The 16,593-nt window shown below is 49.9% G+C and carries 13 protein-coding genes; 8 read left to right on the forward strand and 5 right to left on the reverse strand.

Going from position 1 to position 16,593, the window contains the following annotated elements; genetic code table 11:
- Positions 1-8: 8 nt before the first annotated feature.
- Positions 9-1,211, reverse strand: a complete 1,203-nt coding sequence (locus tag FPE01S_RS08530; protein WP_157473935.1) for a di-heme oxidoredictase family protein — start codon at positions 1,209-1,211, stop codon at positions 9-11.
- A gap of 133 nt (positions 1,212-1,344) precedes the next feature.
- Between FPE01S_RS08530 and FPE01S_RS08535 the strand changes: the two genes are divergently transcribed.
- Positions 1,345-2,007, forward strand: a complete 663-nt coding sequence (locus tag FPE01S_RS08535) for a metal-dependent transcriptional regulator (RefSeq protein ID WP_046368299.1) — start codon at positions 1,345-1,347, stop codon at positions 2,005-2,007.
- An 18-nt stretch (positions 2,008-2,025) separates the two neighbouring features.
- Here FPE01S_RS08535 and FPE01S_RS08540 read toward each other — a convergent pair whose 3' ends face one another.
- The gene (locus FPE01S_RS08540; protein WP_046368300.1) at positions 2,026-4,506 is read right to left on the reverse strand and encodes a heavy metal translocating P-type ATPase; all 2,481 of its coding nucleotides are present in this window, start codon (positions 4,504-4,506) and stop codon (positions 2,026-2,028) included.
- Positions 4,507-4,660: 154 nt separating this feature from the next.
- On the opposite strand from FPE01S_RS08540, the gene FPE01S_RS08545 reads away from it, so the two are divergent.
- Entirely contained in the window at positions 4,661-5,410 is a 750-nt protein-coding gene (locus FPE01S_RS08545; RefSeq protein ID WP_052955616.1) for a carboxypeptidase-like regulatory domain-containing protein, read from the forward strand.
- A 3-nt stretch (positions 5,411-5,413) separates the two neighbouring features.
- Here the strand turns inward: FPE01S_RS08545 and FPE01S_RS08550 are convergent, their stop codons facing one another.
- Entirely contained in the window at positions 5,414-6,070 is a 657-nt protein-coding gene (locus FPE01S_RS08550) for a hypothetical protein (RefSeq protein ID WP_046368301.1), read from the reverse strand.
- 3 nt (positions 6,071-6,073) lie between these two features.
- A complete protein-coding gene (locus tag FPE01S_RS24755) occupies positions 6,074-6,451 on the reverse strand; it encodes a hypothetical protein (RefSeq protein WP_052955617.1) in 378 nt (125 codons plus the stop codon).
- A 102-nt stretch (positions 6,452-6,553) separates the two neighbouring features.
- Here FPE01S_RS24755 and FPE01S_RS08560 point away from each other — a divergent pair, with 102 nt between their 5' ends.
- Positions 6,554-7,606, forward strand: a complete 1,053-nt coding sequence (locus tag FPE01S_RS08560) for a sialidase family protein (protein WP_046368302.1) — start codon at positions 6,554-6,556, stop codon at positions 7,604-7,606.
- Here FPE01S_RS08560 and FPE01S_RS08565 read toward each other — a convergent pair.
- The gene (locus tag FPE01S_RS08565) at positions 7,560-8,588 is read right to left on the reverse strand and encodes a helix-turn-helix transcriptional regulator (RefSeq protein WP_046368303.1); all 1,029 of its coding nucleotides are present in this window, start codon (positions 8,586-8,588) and stop codon (positions 7,560-7,562) included. The two genes, FPE01S_RS08560 and FPE01S_RS08565, sit on opposite strands and share 47 nt — an antisense overlap.
- Positions 8,589-8,811: 223 nt before the next feature.
- Between FPE01S_RS08565 and FPE01S_RS08570 the strand changes: the two genes are divergently transcribed.
- The 5 genes from FPE01S_RS08570 to FPE01S_RS08590 all read left to right on the forward strand — a co-directional run bounded on the left by FPE01S_RS08570 (position 8,812) and on the right by FPE01S_RS08590 (position 16,560).
- Entirely contained in the window at positions 8,812-10,230 is a 1,419-nt protein-coding gene (locus tag FPE01S_RS08570; protein WP_046368304.1) for an RtcB family protein, read from the forward strand.
- A gap of 118 nt (positions 10,231-10,348) precedes the next feature.
- A complete protein-coding gene (locus FPE01S_RS08575) occupies positions 10,349-11,143 on the forward strand; it encodes a glycerophosphodiester phosphodiesterase (protein WP_217998178.1) in 795 nt (264 codons plus the stop codon).
- Between the two features lie 67 nt (positions 11,144-11,210).
- A complete protein-coding gene (locus FPE01S_RS08580) occupies positions 11,211-14,240 on the forward strand; it encodes a ligand-binding sensor domain-containing protein (protein WP_046368305.1) in 3,030 nt (1,009 codons plus the stop codon).
- Between the two features lie 55 nt (positions 14,241-14,295).
- The gene (locus FPE01S_RS08585) at positions 14,296-14,925 is read left to right on the forward strand and encodes a response regulator transcription factor (protein WP_046368306.1); all 630 of its coding nucleotides are present in this window, start codon (positions 14,296-14,298) and stop codon (positions 14,923-14,925) included.
- Between the two features lie 93 nt (positions 14,926-15,018).
- Positions 15,019-16,560, forward strand: coding sequence for a hypothetical protein (locus FPE01S_RS08590; protein ID WP_046368307.1), 1,542 nt, complete (start codon positions 15,019-15,021; stop codon positions 16,558-16,560).
- The last annotated feature ends 33 nt before the right edge of the window (positions 16,561-16,593 follow it).

Here is a 16,593-nt window from a genome sequence, read left to right on the forward strand (position 1 = left end):
GGTTTGATTTATAGTGACTCAAGAAATTTCAGTAAACGGGCCTTTGATGTGGCATCAAGGGCAATGAATGCCGACCTGCTTGCGGCAGCTTCCCCGCCGTGTGCCGTGATGGCTGTCTCAATACTTTGCGCGCGCCCGTCATGCAGCAGGAAATACTGTCCGCCCTGGGCTTTTTTCGACAGGCCCAGTCCCCATAAAGGAGGTGTTCGCCATTCGGCGGTGGCCGCACTACCTTCGGTGTACCCGTCATCAAGGTCGGGTCCCATATCGTGCATCAACAGATCTGAATAAGGCGCAAAAGTTTTCTGCGAAAGCGCTGCAATGGGAGATGTGCCTGTTTTGAGTTCCGGCGTATGGCACTTTCCGCAGCCGAGGTCAATAAAGATCTTTTTCCCGGCCTGTACTTCGGGATGTTGCGGATCCCGTTGTATGGGTGCCTTCAGCATGGCGAGGTAAGCGACCACATCCAGTACCGTCTGGTTGCTGATTTCCGGGTCTATTTCCTGGTGATGATAGGTATCGTAAGGCTCGTAGGAGGAACAAATCCCGATATCCTGGTTGTACGCCAGCACCGTCTGGTGAAGCAGGTCATGCGCTGCTGCTTTTTTACCGAAACGACCGATGTATTTGTTAGCCCGGGTAATGCTGCCGGGTTTTGGCTGGATATAAGCAGGAACATGGATCCAGTTCGGGCGGCCGGAAATGCCATCGCCATCGGCATCGTCGGGGTCAGCCAGTGCCAGGAGATCAGCATCTGAAACCGCATTCAGAAAACCCAACCCTGTATTGGCGGGCGGGGTAAATCTGGAAAAGGTAGCGCCTTCCGGCAGCGATTCAGGCTGATAATTAATAATTGCTCGTTGTTGTAATTGTGGTCCGCCATGGCCCAGGAACTGGTTCCCGGTGCTGTCTTTCTGACCAAAACGTGTAAGGGTGGTAAAAGGATGGCCCTTTCCATCACCGGCATGACAGGTGCCACAGGAAGTAGCGACAAAAAGCGGTCCCAGCCCGGTCTCCGGGGTAAAGATCTCGTCGTTGAACGCAAAATCACCGCGAATGAATTGTGCGGATTGTTCCGGCGACAGGCCTTCAACCGGCCCATCCAGGATGCTGTCATCAGCAGGAACGCCCGGCATCAGTTTATCGCAGGCGGCTATCCCTGTGATCAGCACCAGTAAGACACAGGCAATGCGTATTGGTATTTTTTCCATATTACCCTGTTCGAATAAGACATACAAATCTAATACAAAAGTTAGATAAGCCTAACTTGATTTTTAGTTTTCCATAAATCCGGTCCTTCGCAGTGCATGGTTTCAAAAACCTACCTTAGCGCAAAACAGGGCGATGCAGCTTAGTCAGACTGAAGAAAACTATATTAAGGCGATCTATGCACTCTCGGAACGCAGTCCTTCTTTTGATACTTCCACCAACGAGATTGCCGTACGGATCAATACCAAGCCGCCCAGCGTGTCTGACATGCTCAGGAAACTCACTGTTAAAAAGCTGGTTACCTATCAGAAATACAAACGCGTAACGCTGACCAAAACCGGCCGCCAGGTTGCCATCCAGATCATCCGGAAGCACCGGTTATGGGAGGTCTTTCTGCATGATAAACTCCAGTTTACCTGGGATGAAGTGCATGAGGTTGCGGAACAGCTGGAACATATACAATCTGAAAAGCTCACGGAAAGACTGGAAAAATACCTGGGGTATCCTAAGTACGACCCGCACGGTGACCCTATTCCATCAGCTACCGGTGAGCTGAAGGAAGCCAAACGGCTGATGTTGTCTGAAATGGAAATGGGTGTAACCTGCCAGGTGGTCGGCGTAAAGGATTCCTCCTCTGAGTTCCTGCAATACCTTCACCAGATTGATGTCGGGATCGGTACTAAGATCAAAGTGCTGGAACAAATCGCCTTTGACCATTCACTGATCGTAAGTTTTAAGAAAGGACATCAGACGACTGTTTCGAAGAAGTTTGCGGATAATGTGCTCGTTACTTCGTGAGTGTAAAATCAAGGATCATTAAACAGACTCCTGTTTGTAAGCGAGCAGGCGCAAGGCATTCAAAACCACTACCAGCGTAGATCCCTCATGTCCCAATACTGCCGGCCCCAGGGACGCAATTCCTGATAATGTCAGTGGGATCAGGATAACCACCATGCCCATGCTGATCACCAGGTTCTGTTTGATAATGCGGCTGGCTTTCCGGCTCAGACCGATAGCGAAAGGGAGTAAGGAAAGTTTGTCGCCCATCAGGGCGATATCTGCAGTTTCAAGGGCCACCTGTGATCCCGCCGCACCCATGGCTATTCCAACCGTGCTGTTCGCCATTGCCGGAGCATCGTTCACGCCATCGCCTACCATGGCAACAGCTTTTAATTCATCTTTAAGCTGCCTGACAGCTGCTACTTTTTGTTCCGGCAGCAGGCTCCCCATAACCTGTGTGATGCCGATTTCCTTCCCGACTGCTTCAGCTACTTGCTGATTGTCCCCCGAAAGCATCACCATTTTCTTGATGCCGGCTTTTCGCAGTTCGGCCAATGCGTTTTTGGCTTCCGGACGGGGAGTATCCATAACGGCGAGCACGCCGTCATAGCGATCATTTTTTCGCAAGAGCATCGTGGTATTGCCCTGCTGCTCCAGCTCGCGAACTGTGCTCACCACTTCCGATGAAGGATGGATTCCATCCATAGACTCGAACAGGGCGAGGTTGCCCATGTAAACATTGTCGCCCTGCCATGACGCCTTAACTCCCTTGCCCAATACTGCCTCCAGGTCGGTTGCTTCAGGAACCGGCAATCCGTTCAGTTTTGATTTCCCGTCTCTGACCACTGCTTTAGCAATCGGATGATCACTTAACGCCTCTACTGCTACAGCAGCCTGTAATAAAGCTGTCTCCCCGTTGCCATTGAAAGAAACCACAGCAGTCAGGTGGGGTTTGCCTTCTGTCAGCGTACCGGTTTTATCAAATGCCATGGCAGAAAGATTTCCGAGATCTTCCAGGGGCTTGCCGCCCTTGATGAGCACGCCCGCTCTCGCAGCCCTGGCAACGCCGCTGAGAACGGCACTCGGGGTTGAAATCGCCAGTGCGCAGGGAGACGCTGCCACAAGCACCGCCATTGCCCGGTAAAAACTCGCACTGAATGGTTCGTTCACTACCAGGAATGCAAAACAGAGCACAACCACCAGGATCAGGATGATCGGCACATAATACTTTTCCAGCTTGTCCGCGAATTGCTGGGTAGGCGATTTTTGCGTCTGCGCTTCATTGACCATCCTGACCAGGCGGGCCAGGGTTGAGTCTCCGGAGTTGCGGGTAACCCTGATCTCGAGTAATTCATTGCCATTGATAGTACCTGCGAACACTTTGAACCGGTCCTCCAGTTTTGCAGCCATTTCCGGTGTAACTGAAGCATCATGAAATGCTTCCTTGTCGACCGGGATGCTTTCACCGGTAATCGGGGCCTGATTCACACTGCTGTTGCCGCCAATGACAATACCGTCAGCGGCAACGCGGGTATGCGGGCGGACAATGATCACATTGCCTGGCTGAAGGGAATCGATATTCACTTCGCTGGTATGGCCATCCACTTTGAGCAGGGCGGTTTTTGGAGCAAGCTCGGTCAGTGCAGCAATGGATTTCCTGGCCTTCTCCATGGCAAAATGTTCCAGCGCGTGGCCCAGGCTGAAAAGGAACAGCAATAACGCCCCTTCGGCCCAATTGCCCAGGATCGCTGAACCCAGGGCTGCTACCAGCATCAGGAAATCAATTTCAAACCCACCATGACGGATCGCATGCCAGGCTTCACCTGCAGTATAATACCCACCGAAAAAATAAGCAGTTGCGTACAATGCCACGGGAATCCATCCGGGAAGGCCGGAAATGAAACCAATGCCAAATCCCACTGCCAGCAACATGCCGCAAAGTATGCTGAAAATAAGTTCGGAATGCTTCCCGAAAGCACCGCTATGACCATGCTGATGTTCATGGGGATGATCATGTTTATGAGGATGATCATATGCAGGTTCCGGTTTGCCGTTCCGGTGGGCATCTTCTACTGACAGGATGTTCAATCCTTCAGCCCCGATCAGTTGACGGACCCTGTCCGCCCCGATGATCTGACGGTCATATTCGATCATGATCATGCCACTGCCAGACGCAGACACCGCCAGGATACCGCGAGTTCTTTTCAAAGCCATTTCGACGGGACGGGTCTGGCGCTGATGCCTGATGCCCTCCACTTCTACCAGCAGGTGATGAAACCGGTCAGTGATCTTTGCGCCTGCCTGGCGGGCGAGCGCCTGTACTTTCTCTACTGTAATGACAGCAGGATTATAATGAAAACACAACCTTGCCCCTGAGGTATCGTCCGGTTCCACAATATGAACGGCATCTATGCCCTGCCGTCCCTGCAGCTCGTCAATTATCCGCTGTACACAGGCGTCCTTTTCATCCGGAATGTCCGGTAAGAGGATATCCAGGTTGATTTTGATTTTTTCCATCCTTGTATTTCAATTTATGCAGTTCTTTTTAAACCCGGAAAGCGAAATACAGCAGCGTTTAACGGCAGTTCAGCTAACGCAGCAGGCATTTCCGTACCGGTCAGGGGCAATGAGATTCCTGTGTAAATATTTTTATCCGTACTAAATCAAAGTTATGTCTGTTAATTGTAAGCTGTTGCTCGCTACGGCTATTGCTGCATTGCCGCTGTTCTATGGATGTGAAAAAGATGAAGAAAAGCCGTCGGATGCTGAAGAGAAGGGTTTTGTAAAAGGACAGGTTTATGATACAAAAGGAAATCCACTGTCGCAGGTGGAGATCGTAATCGACAATACCTATCTGCCAAACTCCTATATCCAATCGGTGACGGATGACCAGGGTAAATATTCCGTGAGCCTGTCTTTCGGCGCATGGATGGCCTATGCAATCTTGCATAAGACCTATAATAACAAGGAATATGACCTGTACCTCGATTCCGATACCCCGGAAGGTTTTACCCAGGAAGGGGGAGTCAGGAATTTTCACTGGAAACTGTCCGGTGCCAGGAAAGCGCCACTTACAGGTAATTATGGCGGAACGATATTGCTGACAAGGGCTGTCGGCAGCAGTTTATTCGATTCAGAAAATATTGAATACACCCTTACGCCCGACGGGCCCTTAATTGATGGCTCACAGGGCGCTGTGATTGTGATCCATGAGGTCGCCAATACTTATAAACTGCCCGACATTCCGATTGGCCGTTATACAATTACAGCAGTGTACAAGGCACCTGGCGGAGGAAGTGAACCCGTTATGCTGAAAAACCGGTACGCCGGCGGGGCCTTTTCTTCAGGCATCACCGTAAATTTTGAGCCTTCGTCTGAAGACGGAAATAACATGGCTTCCATTGAGTACAAGGAACAATAAGGTTTAAAAGCGGAGTGAATAGGGCTGTTTTTTCCGCATCCAGACCAGGGCATAAGCAAACACGATATTGGTAAAGATGTTGATCAGGTCGTGGATCACATATACTTTCTTCCTGAAGGCGGCGGTATTGTTCAGCCCATAAACCCAGAAGGCTTCCACAAGTATTTTCATCATGAAATAAAGGATGAACGCAATGCAAAGCAGGAATACAGGATTTTCCAGTAATCTGTCATGCGCGGAAAGCAACAGGCGGTTCAGGCAGGTGATGGCTACCAGGACGATAATGAAGCTGTAGTAGATCCGGTAATAGGAAAAGATCCTTCCCAGGGTTCCCACGTATAGCCAATCCAGCGCCCAGGCCAGTACGATGCTGCCCAGCAGGATGGCAAATCCCTTTTCCCATCGGCGGAACAATTGCCAACGCTGGAATTGCCACAACAGTAAACAGCCTTCCAGCAACACATACAGGTTGGTGTTATAATTCATGTTGGTGCCGCTATGACTTAAAACCTCACTATACAATTCATTGACTACACCTGCCAGCAGGCAGAACAAAAAGGGATAGTGCTCTGCCTGTATCCGGGTGCACAGGATCAACCCGGTAATAGCAGGCACTACCACGCTATAGGAAGAGATCTCGTTGATGATGAAAGTGTTCAAAGCTTATGGGTATAATAGTGAGGGAGGCCAGCATAGATCAGGGCATCGTTTGGCGTCTTCGGCAATGCCGGCAGTGGAAAGTTCTGCCTGGTCGCCTGTAGGAAGCATGTCTTCTTCCTTTTCATTTACGCCAACCAGGATCTGATGGACCAGCATGTTTTCGTCCATGCCGTAATAGGTGCGTAATCCGATACAGCCCGGCTGATCAAGAATAGCCATGACAACTTCTTTCCTGAATGTTTCCCTGATGGGCAACACTTTCTTCTCCGCAAAATCACGGGTAAGAACTTCCGGCATGTGTTTGCGATAACGCTCCGTCATTTCAATAGCGGTTTTCAACGTAATGTCCCGGTTAAATTCGGACAGGGGTTTGTCGATCATAGTCTGAAGGGTTTAGGTTCGCCAATATCGGCGCGGTAATTTGCATCAAATTTCAGAAAATGTCATCCGTATTTTTACTGAAGGCATCGATAACTTTAACGCATGACTTCAAGAATAGCCTGCCTGGGAGTTGCCCTTATATGTTTTTTTAATGGATTTGGCCAGCCGGGATGGAAGGTGGAACGTTCCGAACTGATGCTGCACCAGGCACCCTTTCAGAGCTGCCATGCCTCAACGCTGGTGGAAACCGGGACCGGCGAATTATTGTTTTCCTGTTTTGGGGGAACGGGTGAAGGGAAGCCTGATGTAGCGATCTGGACCTGGCGCCAAATGAAAAAAGGTTACACTGCTCCTGAAAAAGTTGCCGATGGAAAAGTGAATGACTCATTGCGATTTCCCACCTGGAATCCTGTCCTGTTCCGGGATCAGTCAGGCATGATTTATCTTTTTTATAAGGTTGGGCCCAACCCGCGCGAATGGTGGGGTTATGGTTTGCAGTCCGCCAATGGAGGAAAAGCCTGGAGCAGGCCAATTCGTTTACCCGAAGGCGTCCTGGGACCCATCAAGAACAAGCCGGTACAATTGGAAAACGGCGTGATTCTTTCGCCCTCAAGCACTGAGTCTAAAGATGACCGGTGGCGCATTCACCTCGAAATTTCCAAAGATACCTGCCGCACCTGGACCATCCTGCCTATCGATCCGCAAAGCAGTTTCGACGTCATTCAGCCAAGCATTCTAAAACATAAAGATGGTACACTGCAACTCTTGTGCAGGAGTAAACAGGGCGCTGTAGTGCAGAGCTGGTCCAATGACAATGGCGTTACCTGGAGCCCCCTTGAAAAATCAAATCTGCTGAATCCGAATTCGGGTACTGATGCCATCACGCTCCTGGACGGGCGGCAGCTGATCGTTTATAACCCTGATATACCCGGTAAAGAATGGTGGGAGGGCAGAACAAAACTGCGGGTAGCGGTTGCCGTTGACGGGAGAAACTGGAACGATGTTGCCGTTCTGGAAGACCAGGCCACCGGCGAATTCAGTTATCCTTCGGTGATCCAGACGCGCGATGGTAAAGTACATATCACTTACACCTATAACCGGTCGAACATCAGGCATGTGGTACTGGTGGCGCATAACACTTCGCCATTGCGGTAATTCTCTTACGGATCCTTGACTGCAGTATCCGGGGTGCAAGTACTTTGATGCTTTCTCCGAAACCCAGTATTTCTCTTTCCAGCTCAAAATTGAGCACAACATCGAGGCGGATGATCATCCCGCCGGCGTCTTCCCTTTCCACGCGTTGCGAAGCGTGAAGCGGCTTGGTCTTTATATAAGGTGCGTTACTGGCATCCACTTCAAGGATCACCCGGAAAGGTCGGTCTCTTTCTGACTTGGTCACACCAATGAGGTCACTGTAATACCGGTCAAAGGGAATTCCTTCGTATGCCTGGAAAGGTTCGTAAGGCAATTCCTGGAATGTAATGATCCTGTCCAATGCCAGTGTTATCAGTTGTGTTGATTTTTTCGTCCGGCAGATCAGGAACCAGCGGTTCCGGTACTCTTTCAGCAGGTAGGGGAAATAGATCTGTTGCTGTGGAATCGTTGCCTTGAAAGACTGGTATTCCAGCAGCAACGCCCTTTTATGAAAGACAGCCTGGTACAGTGGATTGAGGTGCGTCAGGCCCCGGAGCAGTTGATTGTACTCAAACTGGATGCAGTCTGTACTGCTGGCGGCTGTTTTATTCACATGGTTCTCCAGGCGGGTAACCAGCTCATTGAATTCGTTGAAATAGTTGAATCCGGAAAATTGTTTCAGCAGCCCCACGATTTCCTTCATCTTGCTGACATCCGCTTTGTTCACAGGGTTTTTCACGATCGTGAAAGCCGGGTCATCATAACAATAGTACTTTTTATCCTGTACAATGATCGGCGCATTGTAACCCAGTTTGCTGCTGCGCATCACCTGGATATCCGCCTGGATGGTCCGCCGGCTGATACCATTTTCGATACCTTCTGCATCATATATCACCTGGCTTACTTTGCTGACCAGGTCCTCAAGGGTCCATTTACGGATTCTATTCCGGAAGCATTCATCAAGGGTCTTGTATCGGATCAGCGCCAGTTTGTGGATAGCCATTTCAGCCAGGGTTAAGGTTCAGGGTTTGAATTTAGGGCAAATTGGATTGTTACTGCGCAATAGATCTGCGCAGTTCATTTTCAGTTAGTTCAAGGCTGCCGAAATGGTTGTGTAACACGCAGATTATCAGCATGTAAAAATTGTTTTATTTTTTTATCCAACTGCGCAGATCACGTGCATACTTCCAGAACAATATTTGTATATCGATATCAATCTTATAATAATGGAAAAGAAAGTAAACGGAGAAGCCCTGAAAGCAATTGGTTTTACCGAAGGAAAAATAATCGGAATGATCCTGACGCAGGCAGCGAGTGTTACAACAGATGCAGCGACCTTGCTGGGCCTGCTGACCAAACTGAATGAGTATCCTGAAAGCTTCCTGGATGATCCGGAATGGAAATCAGTTGCGCAGGCCATGGTGGAAGCGGCGAATGCCGCCGTGGACACGACCATTCCCCTGGTCGGCAATCCGGATGCGTTTGCTGTATACGGACCGGAATTTATTGAAGCCGGTGCGACCACCCAGATGACTACCGCCATGAAATTGCCTATCACCATTGCGGGAGCTTTGATGCCTGATGCGCACCAGGGCTATGGACTTCCCATCGGTGGCGTGCTCGCTACACGGAATGCAGTTATTCCCTATGGTGTTGGGGTAGACATCGGTTGCAGAATGGCATTGTCCATCACGGATATACCGGTTGAGTTTTTCCGTGCCAACGAAGCCAGATTCAAAAGGGAACTGATCGCACAAACCAAATTCGGAGCTGGAAATGGGTTCAAAGGCCGTGAAAAGATTGACCACGCGGTGCTTGAGAATGAAACCTTCCAGATCACCGGATTGCTCCGGGGCCTGAAAGAGCGGGCAGCAGCGCAGCTGGGAACTTCCGGTGGTGGAAACCACTTTGCCGAATGGGGTGTAATTGATTTTGCTGAAAGCGATGCGGAGCTGGGAATCGAAAAAGGGCAATACCTGGCCTTTCTGACCCATTCAGGATCAAGAGGTCTGGGTGCTACCATTGCCGGACATTATACCCGGCTGGCAAAATCGATCTGTCCGCTGCCGCCTGAGGCAGCAAACCTGGCCTGGCTAGACCTGGACAGCGAAGCCGGACAGGAATACTGGCTCGCCATGAACCTGGCGGGTGACTATGCTTCCGCCTGCCATGCCGTGATTCACCGGAAAATGTTGCAGTCCGTCGGTGCCGGCCTCTTGGGAAAGGTGGAAAACCACCACAATTTCGCCTGGAAGGAAATACTGAACGGTGAGGAGGTGATCGTTCACCGGAAAGGCGCCACCCCCGCAGGAAAAGGCGTGATGGGTATCATTCCCGGAAGCATGACAGCTCCAGGCTTCCTGGTGCGCGGAAAAGGAGAGGCTGCGGCCATCAACTCTGCTTCTCACGGAGCAGGCCGCCAGATGAGCCGGACACAAGCGGTCAAAAAAATTACCCGTGAAGCGATGCGTGCCGAACTAAAAGCCAATGAGGTGACGCTGATCGGTGCGGGAACAGATGAAGCACCGATGGCATATAAAGATATCCGCCAGGTAATGTCAGCGCAAACTGACCTGGTCGACACTATCGCTATGTTCACGCCTAAAATGGTCAGAATGGCGGGTGATGGTAGCCGTGAGGACTAATAAAATGCTGAAACAGGATGCATGCCGGGGTGAGTGCCGTCTTACCCCGGCAAAAAGCAATTTCTTAATGAAGGGGTAAATGGATTGCATTTACTTTTGCTGCGTCTAAACAGGTAATATGTTTACATCCATCCGGATCCTCCTTTTATCGCTCAGCTTTTTACATTTGGGAAATGAACCAACGGTTATGCCAGACGATGCAAAATGGGCTGATAATCCCGTGATCGCCCATCGCGGCGCCTGGAAGAAAAATGCTTTGCCGGAAAACTCCATTGCCTCCCTCCGGGAAGCGATCAGGCTGGGTTGTTTCGGTTCGGAGTTCGATGTACACCTTACGAAGGACGATATGATCGTCGTAAACCATGATCCTAAATTCATGGGGATGGATATAGCCGCCAGTAACTACCCCGAATTACTCGCTCAGAAACTGCCGAATGGTGAATCGATCCCCACAGCAGAGGCATACCTGCGTGAGGGCATTACCCAGAAGAAAACAAAGCTGATTTACGAGATCAAAGCATCTTCCGCAGGAAAAGAACGTACACTTGAACTGACGAAGCGATCCGTTGAGCTTGTAAAATCATTACACGCCGGCAAGTGGGTGGACTATATCTCCTTTGATTATGACGCGTGCAAACTTGTCCGCCAGCTTGATCCGAAAGCAAGTGTTAGTTACCTAACGGGAGATAAATCCCCCGAACAGCTGAAAGCCGACGGCATCAGCGGGTTTGATTACCATTTCTCCGTTCTGGAAAAACAACCCGGCTGGATAGCCGCAGCCCGGCAAATGAAACTATCCACCAATGCCTGGACGGTTAATGATTCTACCGTGATGCGGTCACTGCTCGAACAGAAAATTGATTACATCACGACCAACGAACCTGAACTGCTTTTTTCATTGATTCAGCCCTGACGCTAACCGGTAATGCCCGCATGTTCATGTGACCAGGCAATAGGTAAAATCAGTTAATTTTAGAAGCATGGCGTTCCGCTGTCTGCTACTGCTCATCTGCGCACTGCTTTGTGTTTCGGCTCCGCGCGCCCAGGATTATATATTTAACCGGCTCTCTACCAACGATGGTCTTCTTTCCAACAATATCCTCTGCCTGTGGCAGGATCCGGCCGGCTATTTATGGCTCGGCTCGGAAAGAGGATTGCAGCGATACGATGGCTTTGCGTTCCGGACAATCCTGGCGAACAGGGTGGATCAGATTGTTGCTGATTGCAGTAAAAGGGTATGGATAAGATCCGGGAAAACCATTTCAAGTTTCGACCCGGTAAGCTTTTCCGTGCGGAACATCCCTTTTGAAAACAGGGAGCCCGGCCTGGATGCTGGTCTGTTCCGGCTCAATAAGGATGCCTCAGGACGGGTATTCCTGGTAATCAACGGGCGTTCTTTCCAGTATTTTGACGAAACATCGCAAACATTCAATTTGCGTGGCAATCCTTTTACATTGCCGGATTCTGTGCGGATTATCAATGTGATCAGAGACCCCGAAAAACAACGGTACTGGATAGCTGCTTACAATGGACTGGGTTATTGGGATTCCAAAACCGGGAAATACTATACAACCGCTTACAACCCCCAAAAAGATCCTCTCCTGGCTTCCGGTAAACTTCCTACTTTGATTGCTCACTTTTTTATTGATCCTTTCAACAGATACTGGATCCAGGGTTGGGATAAATCAGCAACGAGTTTTCTCTGTTTCGATGGCAGGAACAACCAGTTCACCGGTGATACGGCTGGGCTCGCCAATGCAGGTAATGGCAGCTATTATGAAATATATGATTTCACGCGTTATGCCGACAGCACCACGATCGTTTACGGATTGAACTGCCTCCGGATCCGTGAAGGCAAGTCATTCCGTGAACTGAGAGATCCCAGGAACAATCCTTTCGGCATATATTTTAATACCGTCTCCGCAGTACTGGAAGACCGTGAGGCCTTACTGTGGTTCGCAACCGATAACGGGCTTTATTATACATCGGGCAACCGGTTCAAAAATATTCACCTGATCCTGAGCCAGGACAAAACACGCGGAACGTTTAACCGGGTATTCCAGGACAGCAGGCAACGGCTTTGGGTCGGCACCTGGGGGCGCGGCGTTTTCCTGATGGATCCCCGCGAGGATGCGGATCCGGGAATTGTTCCGGTTGAGGTTGGCCATCTTCAGGATCATTTCACCCGCATGGCCTGGTCTGTGACAGAAGATAAGCATTCTGGTAATATCTGGTTCGGTTGCCAGGAAGGACGATTAATGGTCTGGAATGCCCGTACTCAAAAAGTCAGCCTTCACCGTCCCGCAATGCTTAGGAACAGTACCATCAGGCAGATGCTGACTGATAGCAACGGTGCAATCTGGATGGGGCTGCAGAATGGTGACCTGTTCGCCTGGCGTCAGCCTGCCTCCGGACAAATGGACAGCGGCTTCCGGAAGGTCGCCTCATTCGGAGGATATATTACACGCATGGTTGCGGCAGAAGGGGGCAAGCTGTGGATAGCTGTTCAGAGCAAAGGGGTGTACTGCCTCGACAGTCGTTCTGAAAAGATGCTTCAGGCCTATGAAACAGGCAGGCATGGTGGCAATATCGCCGGCGTTAAAGACCTTCTTGTATGGAACGATTCGACCCTGCTGCTGGCATCAGATACCACCGCAATGCTGAATACCCGGACCGGAAAAATCATGCTGCCGGCTGCCCTGGAACATTCCGGTGCCGGCCCTTCGATGACATTGCAGAAGGACAAGTTTGGCAATTGCTGGATCGGCACCATCCGCGGGATATTCAAATTCAATCCCCAAACAAATATTGTTACGCGTTATTCTCAACGTGACGGCCTCATCACCATACACAACAATAGTTATATACCCGAAACCAGTTTTCGCCTGACCGATAACCGCCTGGTATTTGCAGGAAACCAGCACCTGATCATATTCGATCCTGCGCAATACGGTGCTGATGAAATTCCGCCCGATGTGATCATCACAGGGTTCCAGCTGAATCAGCAATATCTCCGGGCCGATTCACTGCAGCAGTTGCCGGTCATCAACATTCCCTTTCACTATGGTGCCCTCACTATCGAATTTGCCGCACTGAGTTTTATGCAACAGGATAAACTGACCTACGAATATCAGCTGGAAGGCCTGGAAGACGGATGGACAACAATTAAAACAACCCAAAGCGTTCAGTACAATTTTTTGCCCCATGGCAGGTACCGCTTCCTGGTGCGGACAAAAAATGAAGCCGGGCAATATTCACATTCCACCACTGCGCTGCAACTGCATATCGTGCCCCCCTTCTGGAAAACCTTATGGTTTTATGCGCTCATTGCACTGTTTACCGGCGCGCTGCTATTTTACCTGCACCGGCTCCGGCTGCACCGGTTATTGCAAATTGAAAAAGTGAGAAGTCGCCTGGCGCGGGACCTCCACGACGATATGGGTTCTACACTCAGTACAATCAATATTCTCAGCAATATTGCCCTGCAGCAGACGCCGCTTGATGAGCGCTCCGGCAAAGAGTATATGAGTACAATCAACTCGAGTACCACGCAAATGATGGAGGCTATGGACGATATCGTGTGGAGCATCAACCCGGTGAACGACCATATGGGAAAAGTGCTGGCAAGGATGAAGGAAATTGCAGGAGCTATACTGGAGCCACAGCACATTGACTATCTGTTTGAAGCCGACCCGGCGGTTATGGAACTTCATATATCCATGGAGGGCCGCCGCGAAATCTTCCTCATCTTCAAGGAAGCGCTGAACAATATCATCAAATATGCTTCCTGCACTATCGTCACCTTTCAGCTACAGAAACAGGCCAACAGGCTGCAGGTAACCATCAGCGACAACGGAAAGGGTTTTGCTGCAGCCGGAGGTGCCACCGTTACCCGGGGAAACGGCCTGCGGAACATGCGGCAGCGTGCGGAACAGGCCGGCGGGTCCCTTGCCATCGTTTCAGCACCCGGAAAGGGCACCCGGATTATTCTTACCGTACCCCTCGCATGAATATGCGTTGGTGGTATGCCCCTGGGGGTAGTATATTTGATATATCAATTAAATAATGATCAAGGTACTGTTATACGACGACGCAGAGCAGCTCCGGAAAACGGTAGCCCTGTTACTGAGCAAGACGGAGGGATTTGAGGTGGTCGGACAATTCGGCAACTGTGAGACTGCTGCGGAGGATATCAGCCTGCTGCAACCGGATGTGGTATTGATGGATATCGATATGCCTGGAAAATCAGGTATCGAGGGCGTAAGGATCATCCGGGAGAAGCACCAGGAAGTGAAGATCATCATGCTCACCGTATTCGACGACAACAGGAATGTTTATGATGCCATCCGTTTTGGCGCCAACGGGTATGTGCTGAAAAAGAGCTCGCCGGAAAATATCATCAATGCCATCAGGGATGTTCATGCGGGTGGTGCGCCGATGAATGCATCCATCGCCACACAGGTGTTGAAAATGTTTGCCGGTATGTCGGGCAGCACAAAGACCTATGATTTGTCTGACCGTGAAAAAGAAGTTCTACAGTCGCTTGTGGATGGCAACAGTTATAAAATGGTTGCCGCCGCTTTGAAAATATCGATCGATACCGTACGCACACACATCAGAAGTATTTACGAAAAACTGCAGGTGAATTCTAAAAGTGAGGCAGTGGCAAAAGCCCTGAAGGACCGCATCGTCTGACCTCACCTAACAAGATTCCTGAATTATCAACAACCAAATTTTTACGGCTGCTGCCGTACAGAAATCGTCATGTCTAAACCATAAACCTGGAATATGAAAAAGTATGCATTTTATGTTGCCGGCATTTTGCTGACCTTCCTCCTTGCCTGTAACAAGGATAATGATCTCCCGCTTCCTCCCGGAGAACCCACGGATCCGTCGCTGCAGCGAACCTTCCGCCTGGTATTTGACGCCATCCCTGATGCGGGAGGTGTGATCCACGACCTGAAGGCAATGATAACCATCCGCAATGTGCGTAATGAAGTGGTGGTGGCCGACAAGGAAGTGGCAATTGAACACAACGGGACGTACAGGACATTGCCCATTACGCTCGGGAAAGGTGAGTACCGCATATCGGCGTTGATGATCAGGCAGGCAAACCTTGGGGTGCGTTTCGCCAGTCCCGTCGCGGGTTCCGAAAAAGCCACACAGGTTGCGCACCCCTTAAGCGTCAGCATTGTACTCAGTGAGAAGACAGAAAAACTGGTGGCAATGGATGTTCTGCCGGTCGCAGCAACGGATCAGCCGCAAAGTTTCGGGTACCCCGAAGGAAGTTTTGGCGATCGTCAGCAGGATCCCGGCGCTGGTGAAAGACACATCTTTATTCGCCCGCTTATTAAAATCGGTGACATTGTTTACGACAGTGTTCCGGTACAATTGGTGCTGCGCAGCTGGGATAGCCAGAACGAAATGACGTACCAGGCATTATATCTCCCCGCAGGGCTCCAGGCAGTTACCCTTCCCGCCAACGCCGTCCGCTATCAGCTTTCTGTTTCCAAATGGAATACTTACGATGAGATCATGCTGGAAAAAAGGGATGTTGAAGAAGGGGCAATCTATTCTATTGGCGGTGCGGCAGCTGCGAAAAAACTGAAAAGTGCGATTGAAAGCAAGATTGTCAGCGGTGTTTCAACAGCGGTTTCCAAAACGGATTTTGTATACGATGGAGACGGAAATCTTAAAGAAAAACTGTTTTGGCTGAAAAGGAATGACGGTACTCCCTACATTTCAAACCGGGATGAATTTACAGTTGAGAACGGAAAGCTGGCTGGCCAGAAAACATACAACGAGCAAAATGCGCTGATCAGTCTACGGTCATTTCAATACAACACTTCCGGAAAAGTTAACCGGATGTTTGAATCCAAAGATGGCCAGACGACCACTGCAATTGTCTCGTATATTCCGCTGGAAACCCAATCAGGGATCACACAGGACTATCGTGCCGAAATAGAGTATCAGCATTCGGCCTATGGTAAACCTTATTATTATAGTAAGACGATGCGCGGTGGATCAGTTTTGGAAGATGTACTCCGGGCGGTGAATGGAGGTGTAGAGGAAGCTAATTTTGCCTATGACTTTGAAATCAACCCCTATGTACACCTGGGCCTACCGGATTTTCAGCTGAGTAATGAGCCAAGGCACAACATGAAGGTTCAGCGGAAACATTTTTATGGAGCAGCATGGGCTGAGGCAGTGGCCTATGACTTCAGTTATAAATATGACGGGGACGGATACCCGACAGAAGTTATTGCAAAATACTGGTCGTATGATACCAAGCAGGATTTGTATTCGATCAGGACAGTTTTTAAATATTAAGATGGTTGGATGGTTTCGATGGTTTTCTAAGGT

Origin of the sequence: Flavihumibacter petaseus NBRC 106054, assembly GCF_000974785.1 — a bacterium.
Classification (GTDB): Bacteria; Bacteroidota; Bacteroidia; order Chitinophagales; family Chitinophagaceae; genus Flavihumibacter; species Flavihumibacter petaseus.